The following is a 13,540-nucleotide window of genomic DNA, read 5'->3' as shown; positions in this document are numbered from 1 at the left end:
TTCACCACAGCCCCCGGTGTGGGGACCTCTCGTCGATGAGTACGGAGCCGCCCGGGCGATCTTGACATCGCGATAGCGTCGCCCCATGGCCGAGCTGAGTCTCACAGATGTCCGGGCCGCCGCCGAGCGCATCGCCGGGGTCGCCCACCGTACGCCGGTCCTCACCTCGAGGACACTGGACGAACGGGTCGGAGCCCACGTCTTCCTCAAGGCGGAGAACTTCCAGCGGATCGGCGCGTTCAAGTTCCGCGGCGCCTACAACGCGGTCAGCCGGCTGTCCGCCGACCAGCTCCAGCACGGCGTGGCGGCGTACTCGTCGGGAAATCACGCGCAGGCCGTTGCGCTCGCGGCCCGGATCGCCGGGACTGCCGCGGTGATCCTGATGCCCGAGGACGCTCCCCCGACGAAGCTCGCGGCCACCCGTGGGTACGGCGCTGAGGTCGTCACGTACGACCGGTACACGCAGGACCGTGCTGCCCTGGCCAAGGAGTTGGCGACCGAACGCGGACTCACGCTGATTCCGCCGTACGACCACTACGACGTGATGGCCGGGCAGGGGACGGTCGCGCTGGAGCTGATCGAGGAGGTCGGCCGGCTCGGCGCGCTGCTGGTCCCGGTCGGTGGCGGTGGGCTGATGGCCGGCTGCGCGACCGCGGCGTCGCTGCTGTCGCCGGGGATCCGGATGATCGGTGTCGAGCCGGAGGCCGGCGATGACCACGCCCGGTCCCTGGCCGCGGGCGAGCGGGTGGAGATCGACGTACCGCGGACGATCGCGGACGGGCAGGCGATCTCGTCGCCCGGCGAGCTGACCTTCGCGGTGAACCGGCGACTGGTGGACAGCTTCGAGCTGGTCAGCGACGACGAGATCGTGGCCGCCATGGCGTTCGCGTTCGAGCGGTTGAAGATCGTCCTGGAGCCGAGCGGGGCCAGCGCACTGGCGGCTCTGCTCGCCGGGCGGATCCAGGGTCTGCCGGAGCGCGTCGGGGTGGTGCTGTCCGGCGGGAACGTGGGGCTGGACCGGTTCCGCGAGCTGCTCGGAGATAGCTGAATTCGCAAGCACCTTAGGCTGCCCTGAATACTCGCTGTGCCCGTTGCCACAGAGAGTCACAGTGAAATGTGACCGGTGTCACACTGAGCCCCTGATTTGGCCTCTGCGACCCGCTCAGACACGCTCAGGACACCTTGTGTTCACCCCAACTCCCTGATCCGTCAGAGAGCCACTGAGGGCCTTTCCAGAGGGTCTCTGTGGATCTGAGGGTTTGCGTCGTGATCGTTCTGTTATACAGTCGTCGGCGGTTCGGTAAACAACACGGACCGCACATGTGTCAGCGCCGAGCTCTGCCAGGCAGATGTGCTCCCCTCGAAGAACCATGGCAGAGGTGGGGGACCCAGGAGGTTGGGTCTCGACCGTGAGTGGTCGAAACCCTGGGGTGAAGTCCGCGGGAGCGGACCGGGCGATGAATCCCAGCCCGAACCCGACAGCTAACTTCACAGGCGTCGGGAGACCACCATGCCCGTCACTGCCCGGCGGACGTCGCTTTCGCGCGCCGTCAGCCAGCCCAGCGAGGCCAGTATCGTCCGGCCCAACGGCCGGACCCTCGCCAAACACCGCAAGACCACCAAGTCCGGCGCACCCCGGGCGGCCGCAGCAGTTCTGTCGGTCGGTCTTGCTGTCGGCGGTGGAGCCGCGATCAGCGTCACCACCAGCCCGGCGCCCGCTTCGGCGGCCACCACCACGTTGACCCCGGCTCAGATCCGCGGCAACGCGCCGATCAACAGCCACCCGTACCTCCGGTTCCGGGACAAGGGCAAGACGGTCTCGTACGTGCAGCGTGCGCTGCACCTCGGGCCCGACGGCTACTTCGGCACCAGCACCGTCCGGGTGCTGATCAAGTTCCAGCGCTCCTGGGGCATTCGTGCGACCGGCTACACGGACCCGAAGACCTGGGGCCGGCTCACCTGGGCCGCGAAGCACAAGGTCCTCTACGGTCCGTACGGCAAGAGCACCGCGACGACCTTCCGGGCCAGGGTGCTCAAGGAGGCCGCGAAGCTGAAGGGCAGGCCGTACCGCTACGGCGGCACGACCCCACGCGGCTTCGACTGCTCCGGCTACACCGGCTACGTCTACAAGAAGGCCGGCAAGAAGCTGCCGCGTACGTCGCGGGCGCAGTACCGCGCGACCAAGCACATCAGCCGCAAGGCCGCGAAGCCGGGCGACCTCGTGTTCTTCAAGAACAGCGGTGGCGGCGTGTACCACGTCGGCATCTACGCCGGCAGCAATCTGCTCTGGCATGCCTCGAGGCCGGGCCGCCCGGTCGCGAAGGCGAAGATCTGGACCAGCAAGGTGGCCTTCGGCCGCGTCTGAGTCCGACCAGTCAGCGTCTCCTCCCCCCACGGGCGCCGCTGACCCCGAAACCGGTCCGGGCCGTCGATCCCCCCACCCCTCCGACGGCCTGGGCCGGTTTCGCTATCCGTCCAGCAAACCGGCCTCGTACGCGAGGATCGCGACCTGGACCCGGTTGGTCGCGTCCAGCTTCACCAGCGCTCGCGACACGTGCGCCTTGACCGTCGCCTCGCTCATGAACAGCGTCCTGCCGATGTCGGAGTTCTGCAGGCCGCGGCCGACCTCGACCAGCACCTCACGCTCGCGATCGGTCAGCTTGGCAATCCGCTCCTTCGCCGCCCGCCGGCGGTCCGCTCGTGGGTCGGCCGCAAAGTGACCGATCAGCCGCCGGGTCACTGCCGGCGACAGCATCGCGTCCCCGGCCGCCACCACCTTGATCGCCTGCACCAGCTCACGCGGCGGTGTGTCCTTCAGCAGGAACCCGCTCGCCCCGGCCTGCAGCGCCCGGAACACATAATCGTCCAGGTCGAACGTCGTCAGGACGACGATCTTCGGCGGATCCGGCAACGCCTGGACCTCACGGGTGGCGGCCAGCCCGTCCAGCTTCGGCATCCGAATGTCCATCAGTACGACGTCCGGCCGGTACTCCTTCACCATCCGGGCGGCGTCGGCACCGTCCTCGGCCTCGGCGACCACCTCGAGTTCGTCGTCCGACTCCAGGATCATCTTCAGGCCGGCCCGGACCAGCGCCTCGTCGTCCACGATCAGCAGCCGCGTCATCGTTCCCCTTCGTCCACATGCACAGGCTCGGCACTCTCCCGGTTGTCCGGCCAGGGCAGCCAGCCCTCGACCCGCCAGCCGCCTTCCGGCGTCGGTCCCGTCGACAGCCGCCCGCCGGCCAGCTGGACCCGTTCACGCAGCCCGACCAGTCCGGCACCGGCGCCCGGGAGCAGTGAACCAGCAGCCACCGGGCGTACGTTCGTCACCCTGACCGTCACGCCGTCGCCACGGTCGCCGTACACGAGGACCTCGGTCGACGCGCCCCGCGCATGCTTGTGCACGTTGGTGAGCGACTCCTGCACCACGCGATAGACCGTCCGCCCGATCGATATCGGTACGTCGTCGGGCAGTGTGAACTCGCCCGCCACACTCACGCCCGCATCGCGCGATGCCATCACGAGGCGCTCCAGGTCTGCGGCTTGCGGCACGGGAGTCAGATCGGCCCCGTCGACGCTGACGTCAGACCGCAGTACGCCGAGAACCTCGCGGAGATCCTCCATCGCCTGTCGCGCGGTCTCCCGGATCAACCGGGCCGACCCCTCGACCTTGTCCGGACCGACGGCCGGGTTCACCTCGAGGCCGCCGGCGTGCAGGGCGATCAGCGACACCTTGTGCGCCAGTACGTCGTGCATCTCCTGGGCGATCCGGGCCCGCTCACCCAGCCGCGCCTGCTCACTGCGCAACTCGCGCTCCGCCTCGGCGCGCTCGGCACGATCCCGCAGCGACACCATCAGATCGCGGCGGGCGCCGATGTAGGCACCGGCCGCGATCCAGCTCCCGATCAGGAACGGTCCGCTGAAGACCGACACCCAGAACCCGCCGCCCTCACTCCAGATGTTGAGGACGTAGGCGGCGTACGCGGACAGTCCGAGGATCGCGAGGACGAGGTCGCGGCGGCGGATCGCCAGGGTCAGCAGGGCCAGACCCATCGGGACGACGAGCCCGGCCGTCAGCATCGCGAGTACGCCGATCGCGGTCACGACGACCGGGAACCGCCGGCGCCAGAACAGCGCGACCGACGCCACCACGCCGGCGCCCAGGACGTACCAGTCCTTCATGTCCCAGCCGCCGCCACCCGACGTCGTCTGCAGGACGATCGTGAGCAGGCTGAACCCGACATACAGGATGTCGCGCAGGCGCGGGGCATGCCTGACCCACCAGGCGTACCACCGGCGCAACCGTCCCATTGTGTCAGCGTAGTTGCCCGGATTACGCCGTCTCGTCCCCCATCAGGTGGGGGTCGGGGATGTCCCCGACAGACTTTCGTAGGGGGTTGGTCGAGCCTGTCGTCCGATGTGCCGAGGGGGTCGGTGCCGGTTGACTCGACGTCATGATCACCGTCGAGAACCTGACCAAGCGGTACGGCAGCACCACTGCCGTCCAGGACGTGTCCTTCACCGTCCAGCCGGGAAGCATCACCGGCTTCCTCGGCCCGAACGGCGCCGGCAAGTCCACCACGCTCCGGATGCTGACCGGCCTCACCCCGCCGTCGTCCGGCACCGCGACCATCATCGGCAAGAAGTACGCCGACCTGCCGAACCCGGGCCGGGTCGTCGGGGTCATGCTGGACGCCGCCGCGCAGCACGCGGGCCGGAGTGGACGGGAGACGCTCCTGCTCAACGCCAGCCTGCTCGGGGTGCCGAAGACTCGGGTGGACGAGATGCTCGAGGCCGTCGGCCTCAGCCACGCCGCCAAGCGCCGCGTCGGGCAGTACTCGCTGGGCATGCGGCAGCGGCTCGGCATCGCGAGTGCGCTGCTGGGCGATCCCGCCGTACTGATCCTGGACGAGCCTGCCAACGGGATGGACCCGGAGGGCATTCGGTGGATGCGCGGACTGCTCCAGGACTTCGCCTCCCGCGGCGGCACGGTGATCTTGTCCAGCCACCTGCTGGGTGAGGTCCAGGCGACCGTCGACCAGTTGGTCGTGATCGGTGGCGGGCGGATCGTCGCCAACGGCTCGCTGGAGGAACTGCTGGCCGGCAGCGGCACGCTCGTGCGCGGCCTCGACCCGATCGGCCTGAACGAGGCCCTGACCGCGGCCGGTCTTCGGCTGGAGCCGCTGCACGACGGCGCGCTGCGCGTCGACGCCACCGCCGAGCAGGTCGGCCGGGCCGCCGCGGCCGCCGGCCAGATCCTGCTCGAACTGCGCCAGAGCGACGGCGCCGGCCTGGAGGACCTGTTCTTCCAGCTCACCACTCCGACCGCCGAAGCGGCCTGACCACAACTACTTTCTGGAGCTCATAGCCATGACCACCGTGACCGACGTCGCGCCCACCACCCCGGCCAAGCACCGGGCCGAGGCGACGACCAGTCTTCCGCCCGTCCGCGGGCAGTCCTTCCTGAAACTCGTCGGCATCGAACTGCGCAAGTCCGTCAACACCCGCAGCGGGAAGTTGCTGATCGCCGCGATCCTGGCGCTGGCCCTGGTCGCGATCGGCTGGGAGCTGACCCACCTGCCGGACGGCCCCGCCACCGCCGACCGCTTCCTCGGTGCCGCCTCGACCGGCGTGATGCTGTTGCTGCCGGTGATCGGCGTGATGGCGATGACGAGCGAATGGACCCAGCGCACCGCGCTGACCACCTTCACGCTGTCGCCCCGGCGGGTCCGGGTGCAGATCGCCAAATTCGTCTCCGCGCTCATCATGAGCGTCGTCGTACTGACGGTGACCAACCTGCTGGCGCTGGGCGGCACCGCACTCGGTGGCGCGATCGGCGGCGACGGTACGTCGTACTCCGGGCTCGGCGGGGCACTGGCCGGGTCGTACCTGACCAACGCGCTCAACGTGGTGATGGCCGCCGCCTTCGGCGCGGTGATCGCCCAGACCGCGGTCGCGATTCTGGTCTACTTCATCGCCCCGACCGCCTGGTCGCTGGCCGGACCGGCGCTGTTCAAGGACAGCGCGAACTGGCTGGACGTGTTCGGTGCCTTCGGCCGGATCGCGGACCGCAACCTGAACGGCATGCTGCCCGAGACGCTGACCGCGATCGGCATCTGGATCGTTCTCCCGACCATCGTCGGACTGTGGGCAAGCTCACGTCGCGAGGTCAAGTAACGGGGTCCGACGCGGCGGGGTGGGCCGGTTTGAGGGGACCGGTCCACCCCGCCGACGGGGTGATCGGACCTCTTCGGCGGTTCAGCCAGGGGGCGGTGCGTGTGTCGATCCCCGGGTCCGGGTAACCTAGAAGCACGATTACTGACGACTGATCCGTGGGCGCCACGCTGCGTACCCGGTTGACTTGTGCGAGGGGGTCGACGCTATGGGGCGCGGCCGTGCAAAGGCCAAGCAGACGAAGGTCGCTCGCGACCTGAAGTACCGCACCTGGGACACCGACTTGGACCAGCTCAAGAAAGAGCTGTCCGGTGACCAGGGTGGCGACCGTTCTGCGAACGGCGACAACGACGGCGACGATTACGACGCCGACGAATACCACCCCCGTCGGTAAGCAACGACAGCTCGGCTGACCTGCTCAGTGCCCTCGGGTACTGAGCAGGCTGACCGTGCGCCCGACGTGTTCCACCACACCAGCACCACCTGTTGCGGTCCCGCCTGCCCAGAAATCGAAGTCCAGGCGGGACGGGCGGGTGGGGCTCAGCGCGCGTAGGTGCCTTCGAGGGCGACCGTGCCACCGGCGTCCGCGGTGACCTCGCCGCAGACCCAGGCCGGGATGTCCCGGGCGGCCAGCTCGGCGATTGCGGCGTCAGCGGACGACGGGTCGAGTACGGCGACCATGCCGGCACCCATGTTCAGCGTCTTCTCCAGCTCGGGCAGTGCGACGTCGCCTAGTAGCCCGACCAGGCCGAAGATCGGCGCCGGCGCCCAGGTCGACCGGTCGATCCGGACCGAGAGGTCCTCGGGGATGACCCGGGCCAGGTTCGCCGCGAAGCCACCGCCGGTGATGTGCGACATCGCGTGCAGCGGCTTCGCGTCACCCTCGACGTCGCCGTTCAACTCCGCGATCAGCTCGAGGCAGTGCTTGGCGTAGACCCGGGTCGGCGTCAGCAGCACCTCGCCCAGCGTCGTACCCAGCTCCGGTACGACCCGGTCCAGAGTCCAGCGGGCGCGGTTGAAGAAGACGTGGCGGACCAGCGAGTACCCGTTCGAGTGCAGGCCCGAGGACGCCATCGCCACCACCACGTCACCCACGCGGACCCGGTCCGCACCGAGCACCTCGTCGGCCTCGACAACACCGGTCGACGCACCGGCCACGTCGTACTCGTCCGGCTCCAGCAGGCCCGGGTGCTCCGCGGTCTCGCCGCCGACAAGCGCCGTACCGGCCTCCACGCACGCCTCGGCGATGCCCTTCACGATCTGCGCGATCGTCTCCGGGACCACCTTGCCGGTGCAGATGTAGTCGGTCATGAACAGCGGCTCGGCACCGCACACGACCAGGTCGTCGACGACCATCCCGACCAGGTCGAACCCGATCGTGTCGTGCTTGTCCAGCTTCTGCGCGATCGCGACCTTGGTCCCGATCCCGTCCGTCGAGGTCGCCAGCAGCGGCCGCCGGTACGACGTCAGCGCGGTCGCGTCGAACAGCCCGGCGAACCCACCGAGCCCACCGACCACCTCCGGGCGGGTCGCCTTCGCCACCCACTCCTTCATCAGCTCGACGGCCCGGTCACCGGCCTCGATGTCGACTCCGGCAGCGGCGTAGCTCGCGCCTTCGCTCACGTTCATCTCCTCGATACTCCGGCGGTACGACGTCTGCCGGGACGATCTGGCTACGGACGGCTCAGGGCGTCGGCGGCACCGGCGCCACCGGAGACCGTGGCCAGGCCGTCGACGTCGGTGGACACCGGCAGCTCCAGCAGGTGCTTGCCGAGCTGCTCCGGATCCGGCAGCGCGACCGGGTAGACCCCGTCGAAGCACGCGCGGCAGAGCTTGCCCTTCGGCACCGTGGTCGCCGCGATCAGGCCGTCCAGGCTGATGTAGCCGAGCGAGTCGGCGCCGAGCGAGCGGCAGATCTCCTCGGTGTTCAGCCCGTTCGCGATCAGTTCGGCGCGGCTGGCGAAGTCGATGCCGTAGAAGCACGGCCACTTCACCGGCGGCGCCGTGATCCGGACGTGGATCTCCTTGGCGCCGGCCTCGCGCAGCATCCGGATCACCGCGCGCTGGGTGTTGCCGCGCACGATCGTGTCGTCGACCACGACCAGCCGCTTGCCCTCGATCACCTCGCGCAGCGGGTTCAGCTTCAGCCGGATGCCCAGTTGGCGGATCGTCTGGCTGGGCTGGATGAACGTGCGGCCGACGTACGCGTTCTTGACCAGGCCCGATCCGTACGGGATGCCAGAGGCTTCGGCGTACCCGATCGCGCCGGGTGTCCCGGACTCGGGGGTGGCGATGACCAGGTCGGCGTCGGCCGGGTGCTCACCAGCCAGCCGGCGGCCGATCTCGACGCGGGTGGAGTAGATCCGGCGGCCGGAGATCTGGGTGTCCGGGCGGGCCAGGTAGACGAACTCGAACAGGCAGCCCTTGGGGTCCGGCTCGGCGAACCGGGTCGACCGCAGTCCGTCGGCGTCGACCGCGACAATCTCGCCGGGCTCCACCTCGCGGATGAAGGACGCACCGACGATGTCGAGGGCCGCGGTCTCGCTGGCGATCACCCAGCCGCGCTCCAGCCGGCCCAGCACCAGCGGGCGGATGCCCTGCGGGTCGCGAGCGGCGTACAGGGTGTTCTCGTCCATGAAGATCAGGCTGTAGGCGCCCTTGACCTTCGGCAGCACCTTCGCGGCCGCCTCCTCGATGGTCAGGTCCGGGTACCCGGCGAGCATCGAGGTGAGGATGTCGGTGTCGGAGGAGGCGCCGTGCTTCGCGTTCGCCTTGGCGTGCTCGACGTCGGCGTCCAGGCCGAGATCGAGGTCGCCGCCGCCGTTCAGGCTCTCGGCCAACTCACCGGTGTTGGTCAGGTTCCCGTTGTGACCGAGCGCGATCGACCCGGTCGCGGTCGACCGGAACGTCGGCTGCGCGTTGGCCCAGACACTGGAACCGGTCGTCGAGTAGCGACAGTGCCCGATCGCGATGTGTCCGCGCAGGGACGCGAGGGTCGCCTCGTCGAACGCCTGACTGACCAGACCCATGTCCTTGTAGACCAGAATCTGGCTTCCGTTGCTGACTGCGATGCCAGCCGACTCCTGCCCTCGATGCTGCAAGGCGTAGAGCCCGAAGTAGGTGAGTTTGGCAACCTCTTCCCCCGGTGCCCAGACTCCGAAGACGCCACATGCGTCCTGCGGTCCCAGGTCCTGCGGGTCAAGGTCATGGGTTAGCCGACCATCGCCACGAGCCACGGCGTCAGTCTACGGGACGTCACGGGGTGCCCTGGCCCGGTCCGATGGCCGGGCACAGGGAACCCGTCGTACGACTACTCAGTGGAAAGCTACGGTCACCAGCAGAGCACCGGGATACAGCCCGGTTCGCTGCCGCTGGCCGCCGACGCGGTCAGTGGGGCACCGCCGAAGATCAGTACCGCGGCGACACCAACTACAATGAGCAATTTCCTGATCACACATCTGTCCCTTCGAAAATGAGCCGGAACCGGCTGAGGAGTGCTCTGTGTCGACGCGCTCTGTATATGGTCGGTTCCGACAAGACTGAGAAGGAGGAGGACGTGCTCGAACCGCTGGGTGTTGATGAAGCCACCTTCGCGGTTTATCACGCCCTTCTCAGCCACCCAGACAGTACGCCCGAGAACATTGCCGCGCTAGTAAAAAGGCCCGTGACCGAGGTTCACGAGCTGATGGAGAAACTCCGCAAGCTCGAGTTGCTCGTCCCGACCTGGACGAACCCCGACGGTGAGCACGCGGTGCACCCGCGGGTCGGCCTGACCGGCCTGGCCGAGCGCCGGCGGACCGAGCTGAACAAGATGCTGGGCGAGCTCAAGGAAGCCGAAGCCTCGGCCGAGGTGCTGGCCGAGCAGTACAACGAGCTCCTGACCGCCCGCAGCAGTGGGGACGTCGAGGTGCTCAACGGCCGGGCGAATGCCTCCCGGCGGATCGAAGAGCTGGGCCTGAAGGCCAAGGACACGTTGTGGGGCCTGGTGCCCGCGCACATCGACGACGTCACCCATCCGTTCGACAAGTCGCCGGACGTTCCGTTGCTGGAGCGCGGGCTGCGGATGCGGACCGTCTATCTCCAGAGCATCACGTCGTCCAAGCAGGCGCTGGACTACGCCGCGGCGATGCACCAGCTCGGCGGCGAGATCCGGGCGACGCCCACACTGCCGCTGCGGCTGCTGATCTTCGACCAGGAGATCGCGGTCATGCCGATGGACCCGGAGAACCCGACCGTCGGCGCGGTCATCCACCGCAGCCCGGCCGTGGTATCGGTCGCGCTCGCGTTGTTCGACTCCTACTGGGCCCGCGCCACCGAGCTCTTCGACGCGGACGACCGGGAGGACAACGCGCCCCTCACGCCCCACGAGGCCGAGGTACTGCGGCTGCTCGCGGGCGGTGCGAAGGACGAGCAGGTCGCGCGTCTGCTGGGCATCTCGTTGCGGACGGCCCGGCGGATCACCGCGACCCTGTCGGAGCGCCTCAACGCCGCCAGCCGCTTCGAGCTGGGCGTGGCGGCAGCAAAGCGCGGCTGGGTCTAGCCGCTCCGGTCAGACGGTCTTCAGCGCGGCCAGCAGCTTGGTGAGGGACTCGCGGGCGTCGCCGAACAGCAGGGTGGTCCGGGGGTCGTAGAGGAGTTCGTTCTCGATGCCGGCGAATCCGGGCCGCATTGAGCGCTTGAGGAAGATCACCCGCTGCGCCTCGTCGGCGTTCAGGATCGGCATGCCGTAGATCGGGGCGCTGGGCGTGTTCCGGGCGGCCGGGTTGACGACGTCGTTGGCGCCTACCACCAGGACGACGTCCGTCGACTTGAAGTCGCCGTTGATGTCGTCCATCTCGCGCAACTGGTCGTACGGGACCTGGGCCTCGGCCAGCAGCACGTTCATGTGGCCAGGCATCCGGCCGGCCACCGGGTGGATCGCGTAGTCAACCTTCACGCCGCGGCTCTGCAGCTCGTCGACCAGGTCGCGAAGGGTGTGCTGGGCCTGCGCAACGGCCAGCCCGTACCCGGGCACGATGATGACCTTGTTCGCGTACCCGAGCAGGATCGCGACGTCCTCCGCGCCACCGGAGATGACCGGCCGCTCGGACGCCGTACCGCCGCCAAGAGTCGACCCGCCTCGCACGGCGCCGAAGAGGATGTTGAAGACGGACCGGCCCATGGCGTCGGCCATCAGCTTGGTCAGCAACGTACCGGCGGCGCCGACCAGCGTGCCGGCCACCAGCAGCAGGGTGTTGCCGAGCACGTAGCCGCCCGCGGCCACAGTGAGGCCGGTGAAGGCGTTCAGCAGCGAGATGACGATCGGTACGTCGGCACCGCCCACAGGCAGCACCAGCATCACGCCGACCGCAAGACCGACCAGGCAGAGCAGTACGCCGACCCACACGCGCGGATCGGAGACGAGCCAGCCGGCCAGCACGATCCCGCCGATGATCGAGGCGATGAAGAGCACCGGCAGACCGGGGAACGTCACCGGCCGGGTGGTCATCAGTTCCTGCAGTTTGGCGAACGTCACGATCGAGCCGGAGAAGCTGACCGCACCGACCAGGATGGTGAACGCTGTCGCGATGGCCGCCACCGTCGCGTCGTCGCTGACCTCGCCGAGCTCCATCAACGCGACCAGCGCGGCCGCGCCACCGCCGACACCGTTGAACAGGGCAACGAGCTGCGGCATGTGCGTCATCTGCACCCGGCGCGACCCGACCACACCGACGACCGTGCCGGCCGCCAGCGCGATCAGGATCGGCGTCAGGTGATCGGGCTTGTAGGCGACGAAGGTGATGATGACGGCGAGCACCGCCCCGGCGGCACCGAGCAGGTTGCCGGCCCGGGCGCTGCGCGGCGACGACAGCGCCTTCAGCGCGACGATGAAGCAGACCGCGGCGACCAGGTAACCGATCTGGGCCCAGGTGGGGATCACTTGCGCAGCTCCTTCTTGCGAGCCCCCGGGCCTTTGAACATCTGCAGCATCCGGTCGGTGACCACGAACCCGCCGACCATGTTGACGGTCGCGAGTACGACGGCCAGCAGTCCGACAACCACCACGATCGCGGAGTCGGCCTGCCCGGTGACGATGATGGCGCCGACCAGGATGACGCCGTGGATGGCGTTCGCGCCGGACATCAGCGGGGTGTGCAGGGTCGACGAGACCTTGCTGATCACCTCGACACCGACGAACGCCGCAAGGACGAAGATCGTCAGCAGCGCGATGGACTCGGTCACAGGCCCTGTCCTTTCAGGAGCTCGCGGGTCGGCTCGTGCAAGACGCTGCCGTCGTGGGTGACGCAGCAGCCGCGGACGATCTCGTCGTTGAAGTCCGGATCGAACGAGGCGTTCCGGGTCATCAGGCGGATCAGGTTCGCGATGTTCTGACCGTAGAGCCGGCTGGCCGGTCCGGCCATCTGGCTGGCGACGTTCGCGCCGCCCCAGACCAGCGCGCTGCCGATGGTGAGCTCGGTGCCGGCCACCGAGCCCTCGACGTTGCCGCCCTGCTCGGAGGCCAGGTCGACGACGACGGAGCCGGGCTTCATCTGCTCGACCATCGCCCGCGACACCAGGATCGGCGCGGTCCGCCCGGGCACGGCGGCCGTCGTGATCAGCGCGTCCGCGGCGGCGACGAACGGGGTCAGCAGCTCACGCTGGAGCTGGGCCCGCTCCGGCGTCATCTCGCGGGCGTACCCGCCGGGGCCGTCCAGCGTGCCGAGCTCGAGCTCGATCGGCTGCGCACCCATCGAGGCGATCTCCTCGGCGGCCGCGGTGCGGACGTCGTACGCCCTGACGACGGCGCCGAGCCGCTTGGCGGTCGCGATGGCCTGCAGGCCGGCGACGCCGGCGCCGAGGACCAGGACCTGGGCCGGCGGCACAGTGCCCGCCGCGGTCATGTTCAGCGGGAAGAACCGTGGCAGCCGCTCGGCCGCCACGATCGCGGCGCGGTACCCGGCGACCAGCGCCTGGGAGGACAGCGCGTCCATCGACTGGGCCCGAGAGATCCGCGGCACGAGCTCCATCGCGAACGCGGTGAGCTTCGCCGTGGTTGCGGTGCGGACCACATCCGGCGGATTCGTCGGCAGGAACGACATCAGCGCCGTACCGGCGTGCAGCCGCTGCAGGCGTTCCCGCTCCAACGGTTGCACCGACGTCACGATGGTGGCCGCGTGGTCGGCGCCCCAGGCGACCTCGGCACCGGCGTCGCGGTACTGGTCGTCGGAGTACAGGGCCCGTTCGCCGGCGGCCGGCTCGACCGCCACCTCGTAGCCGAGCTCGATGAGTTTCGCGACTTGTTCCGGCACCAGCGCGACCCGGCGCTCCGCCGGTCTGGTCTCCCGTACGACTGCGATCTTCACTCGCCGAAACCTATGCCAAACAC

General features: G+C 69.1%; 13 protein-coding genes and 1 riboswitch. Of the genes, 6 read left to right on the top strand and 7 right to left on the bottom strand.

Going from position 1 to position 13,540, the window contains the following annotated elements; genetic code table 11:
• Window positions 1-85: 85 nt before the first annotated feature.
• Window positions 86-1,048 (top strand): threo-3-hydroxy-L-aspartate ammonia-lyase, encoded by a 963-nt coding sequence (locus E0H73_RS27990; RefSeq protein WP_131361558.1) that lies wholly within the window; start codon window positions 86-88, stop codon window positions 1,046-1,048.
• Window positions 1,049-1,342: 294 nt separating this feature from the next.
• Window positions 1,343-1,511, top strand: a riboswitch (cyclic di-AMP (ydaO/yuaA leader).
• Window positions 1,511-2,365 carry a C40 family peptidase gene (locus tag E0H73_RS27985; RefSeq protein ID WP_131361557.1) on the top strand — a complete coding sequence of 285 codons (855 nt, stop codon included), beginning with the start codon at window positions 1,511-1,513 and terminating at the stop codon, window positions 2,363-2,365. (Overlaps the previous riboswitch by 1 nt.)
• A gap of 102 nt (window positions 2,366-2,467) precedes the next feature.
• On the opposite strand, the gene E0H73_RS27980 is transcribed toward E0H73_RS27985, so the two are convergent.
• Both E0H73_RS27980 and E0H73_RS27975 read right to left on the bottom strand, forming a co-directional pair.
• On the bottom strand, window positions 2,468-3,124 hold the full coding sequence (locus tag E0H73_RS27980) for a response regulator (RefSeq protein WP_131361556.1): 657 nt from the start codon (window positions 3,122-3,124) through the stop codon (window positions 2,468-2,470).
• Window positions 3,121-4,311: a sensor histidine kinase gene (locus E0H73_RS27975; protein ID WP_131361555.1), complete on the bottom strand. Its 1,191-nt coding sequence runs from the start codon at window positions 4,309-4,311 to the stop codon at window positions 3,121-3,123. The genes E0H73_RS27980 and E0H73_RS27975 overlap by 4 nt, the downstream gene beginning before the upstream one ends.
• A gap of 143 nt (window positions 4,312-4,454) precedes the next feature.
• Here E0H73_RS27975 and E0H73_RS27970 point away from each other — a divergent pair, with 143 nt between their 5' ends.
• The 3 genes from E0H73_RS27970 to E0H73_RS27960 all read left to right on the top strand — a co-directional run bounded on the left by E0H73_RS27970 (window position 4,455) and on the right by E0H73_RS27960 (window position 6,568).
• A complete protein-coding gene (locus tag E0H73_RS27970) occupies window positions 4,455-5,342 on the top strand; it encodes an ABC transporter ATP-binding protein (RefSeq protein ID WP_131361554.1) in 888 nt (295 codons plus the stop codon).
• 28 nt (window positions 5,343-5,370) lie between these two features.
• Window positions 5,371-6,177 (top strand): ABC transporter permease, encoded by an 807-nt coding sequence (locus tag E0H73_RS27965; protein ID WP_131361553.1) that lies wholly within the window; start codon window positions 5,371-5,373, stop codon window positions 6,175-6,177.
• Window positions 6,178-6,382: 205 nt separating this feature from the next.
• Window positions 6,383-6,568, top strand: coding sequence for a DUF3073 domain-containing protein (locus tag E0H73_RS27960; protein ID WP_131361552.1), 186 nt, complete (start codon window positions 6,383-6,385; stop codon window positions 6,566-6,568).
• 146 nt (window positions 6,569-6,714) lie between these two features.
• Here E0H73_RS27960 and purM read toward each other — a convergent pair whose 3' ends face one another.
• Together purM and purF are read right to left on the bottom strand one after the other, a co-directional pair.
• Complete coding sequence (gene purM / locus E0H73_RS27955) at window positions 6,715-7,803, bottom strand: phosphoribosylformylglycinamidine cyclo-ligase (RefSeq protein ID WP_131361551.1); 1,089 nt, start codon at window positions 7,801-7,803, stop codon at window positions 6,715-6,717.
• A gap of 44 nt (window positions 7,804-7,847) precedes the next feature.
• On the bottom strand, window positions 7,848-9,410 hold the full coding sequence (gene purF / locus E0H73_RS27950) for an amidophosphoribosyltransferase (protein WP_131361550.1): 1,563 nt from the start codon (window positions 9,408-9,410) through the stop codon (window positions 7,848-7,850).
• Window positions 9,411-9,838: 428 nt separating this feature from the next.
• Here purF and E0H73_RS27945 point away from each other — a divergent pair, with 428 nt between their 5' ends.
• Entirely contained in the window at window positions 9,839-10,714 is an 876-nt protein-coding gene (locus E0H73_RS27945; protein ID WP_238164316.1) for a helix-turn-helix transcriptional regulator, read from the top strand.
• Between the two features lie 9 nt (window positions 10,715-10,723).
• On the opposite strand, the gene E0H73_RS27940 is transcribed toward E0H73_RS27945, so the two are convergent.
• From E0H73_RS27940 to E0H73_RS27930, 3 genes are read right to left on the bottom strand one after another with little or no spacing between them, the layout of a single operon-like run.
• Window positions 10,724-12,094, bottom strand: a complete 1,371-nt coding sequence (locus tag E0H73_RS27940; RefSeq protein WP_131361548.1) for an NAD(P)(+) transhydrogenase (Re/Si-specific) subunit beta — start codon at window positions 12,092-12,094, stop codon at window positions 10,724-10,726.
• On the bottom strand, window positions 12,091-12,396 hold the full coding sequence (locus E0H73_RS27935; RefSeq protein WP_131361547.1) for an NAD(P) transhydrogenase subunit alpha part 2: 306 nt from the start codon (window positions 12,394-12,396) through the stop codon (window positions 12,091-12,093). Before E0H73_RS27935 ends, E0H73_RS27940 begins: the two co-directional genes overlap by 4 nt.
• The gene (locus E0H73_RS27930) at window positions 12,393-13,517 is read right to left on the bottom strand and encodes an NAD(P) transhydrogenase subunit alpha (protein WP_131361546.1); all 1,125 of its coding nucleotides are present in this window, start codon (window positions 13,515-13,517) and stop codon (window positions 12,393-12,395) included. The genes E0H73_RS27935 and E0H73_RS27930 overlap by 4 nt, the downstream gene beginning before the upstream one ends.
• Window positions 13,518-13,540 lie beyond the last annotated feature (23 nt).

It is taken from the genome of Kribbella pittospori (genome assembly GCF_004331465.1).
Lineage (GTDB): Bacteria > Actinomycetota > Actinomycetes > Propionibacteriales > Kribbellaceae > Kribbella > Kribbella pittospori.
This window is presented reverse-complemented; position numbering and strand designations above follow the sequence as displayed.

Coding starts and splice junctions, on each gene's coding strand:
- E0H73_RS27965 (WP_131361553.1), top strand. CDS start 5,371: ATGACCACCGTGACCGACGTCGCGCCCACCACCCCGGCCAAGCACCGG.
- E0H73_RS27985 (WP_131361557.1), top strand. CDS start 1,511: ATGCCCGTCACTGCCCGGCGGACGTCGCTTTCGCGCGCCGTCAGCCAG.
- E0H73_RS27960 (WP_131361552.1), top strand. CDS start 6,383: ATGGGGCGCGGCCGTGCAAAGGCCAAGCAGACGAAGGTCGCTCGCGAC.
- purM (WP_131361551.1), bottom strand. CDS start 7,803: ATGAACGTGAGCGAAGGCGCGAGCTACGCCGCTGCCGGAGTCGACATC.
- E0H73_RS27980 (WP_131361556.1), bottom strand. CDS start 3,124: ATGACGCGGCTGCTGATCGTGGACGACGAGGCGCTGGTCCGGGCCGGC.
- E0H73_RS27970 (WP_131361554.1), top strand. CDS start 4,455: ATGATCACCGTCGAGAACCTGACCAAGCGGTACGGCAGCACCACTGCC.
- E0H73_RS27975 (WP_131361555.1), bottom strand. CDS start 4,311: ATGGGACGGTTGCGCCGGTGGTACGCCTGGTGGGTCAGGCATGCCCCG.
- E0H73_RS27990 (WP_131361558.1), top strand. CDS start 86: ATGGCCGAGCTGAGTCTCACAGATGTCCGGGCCGCCGCCGAGCGCATC.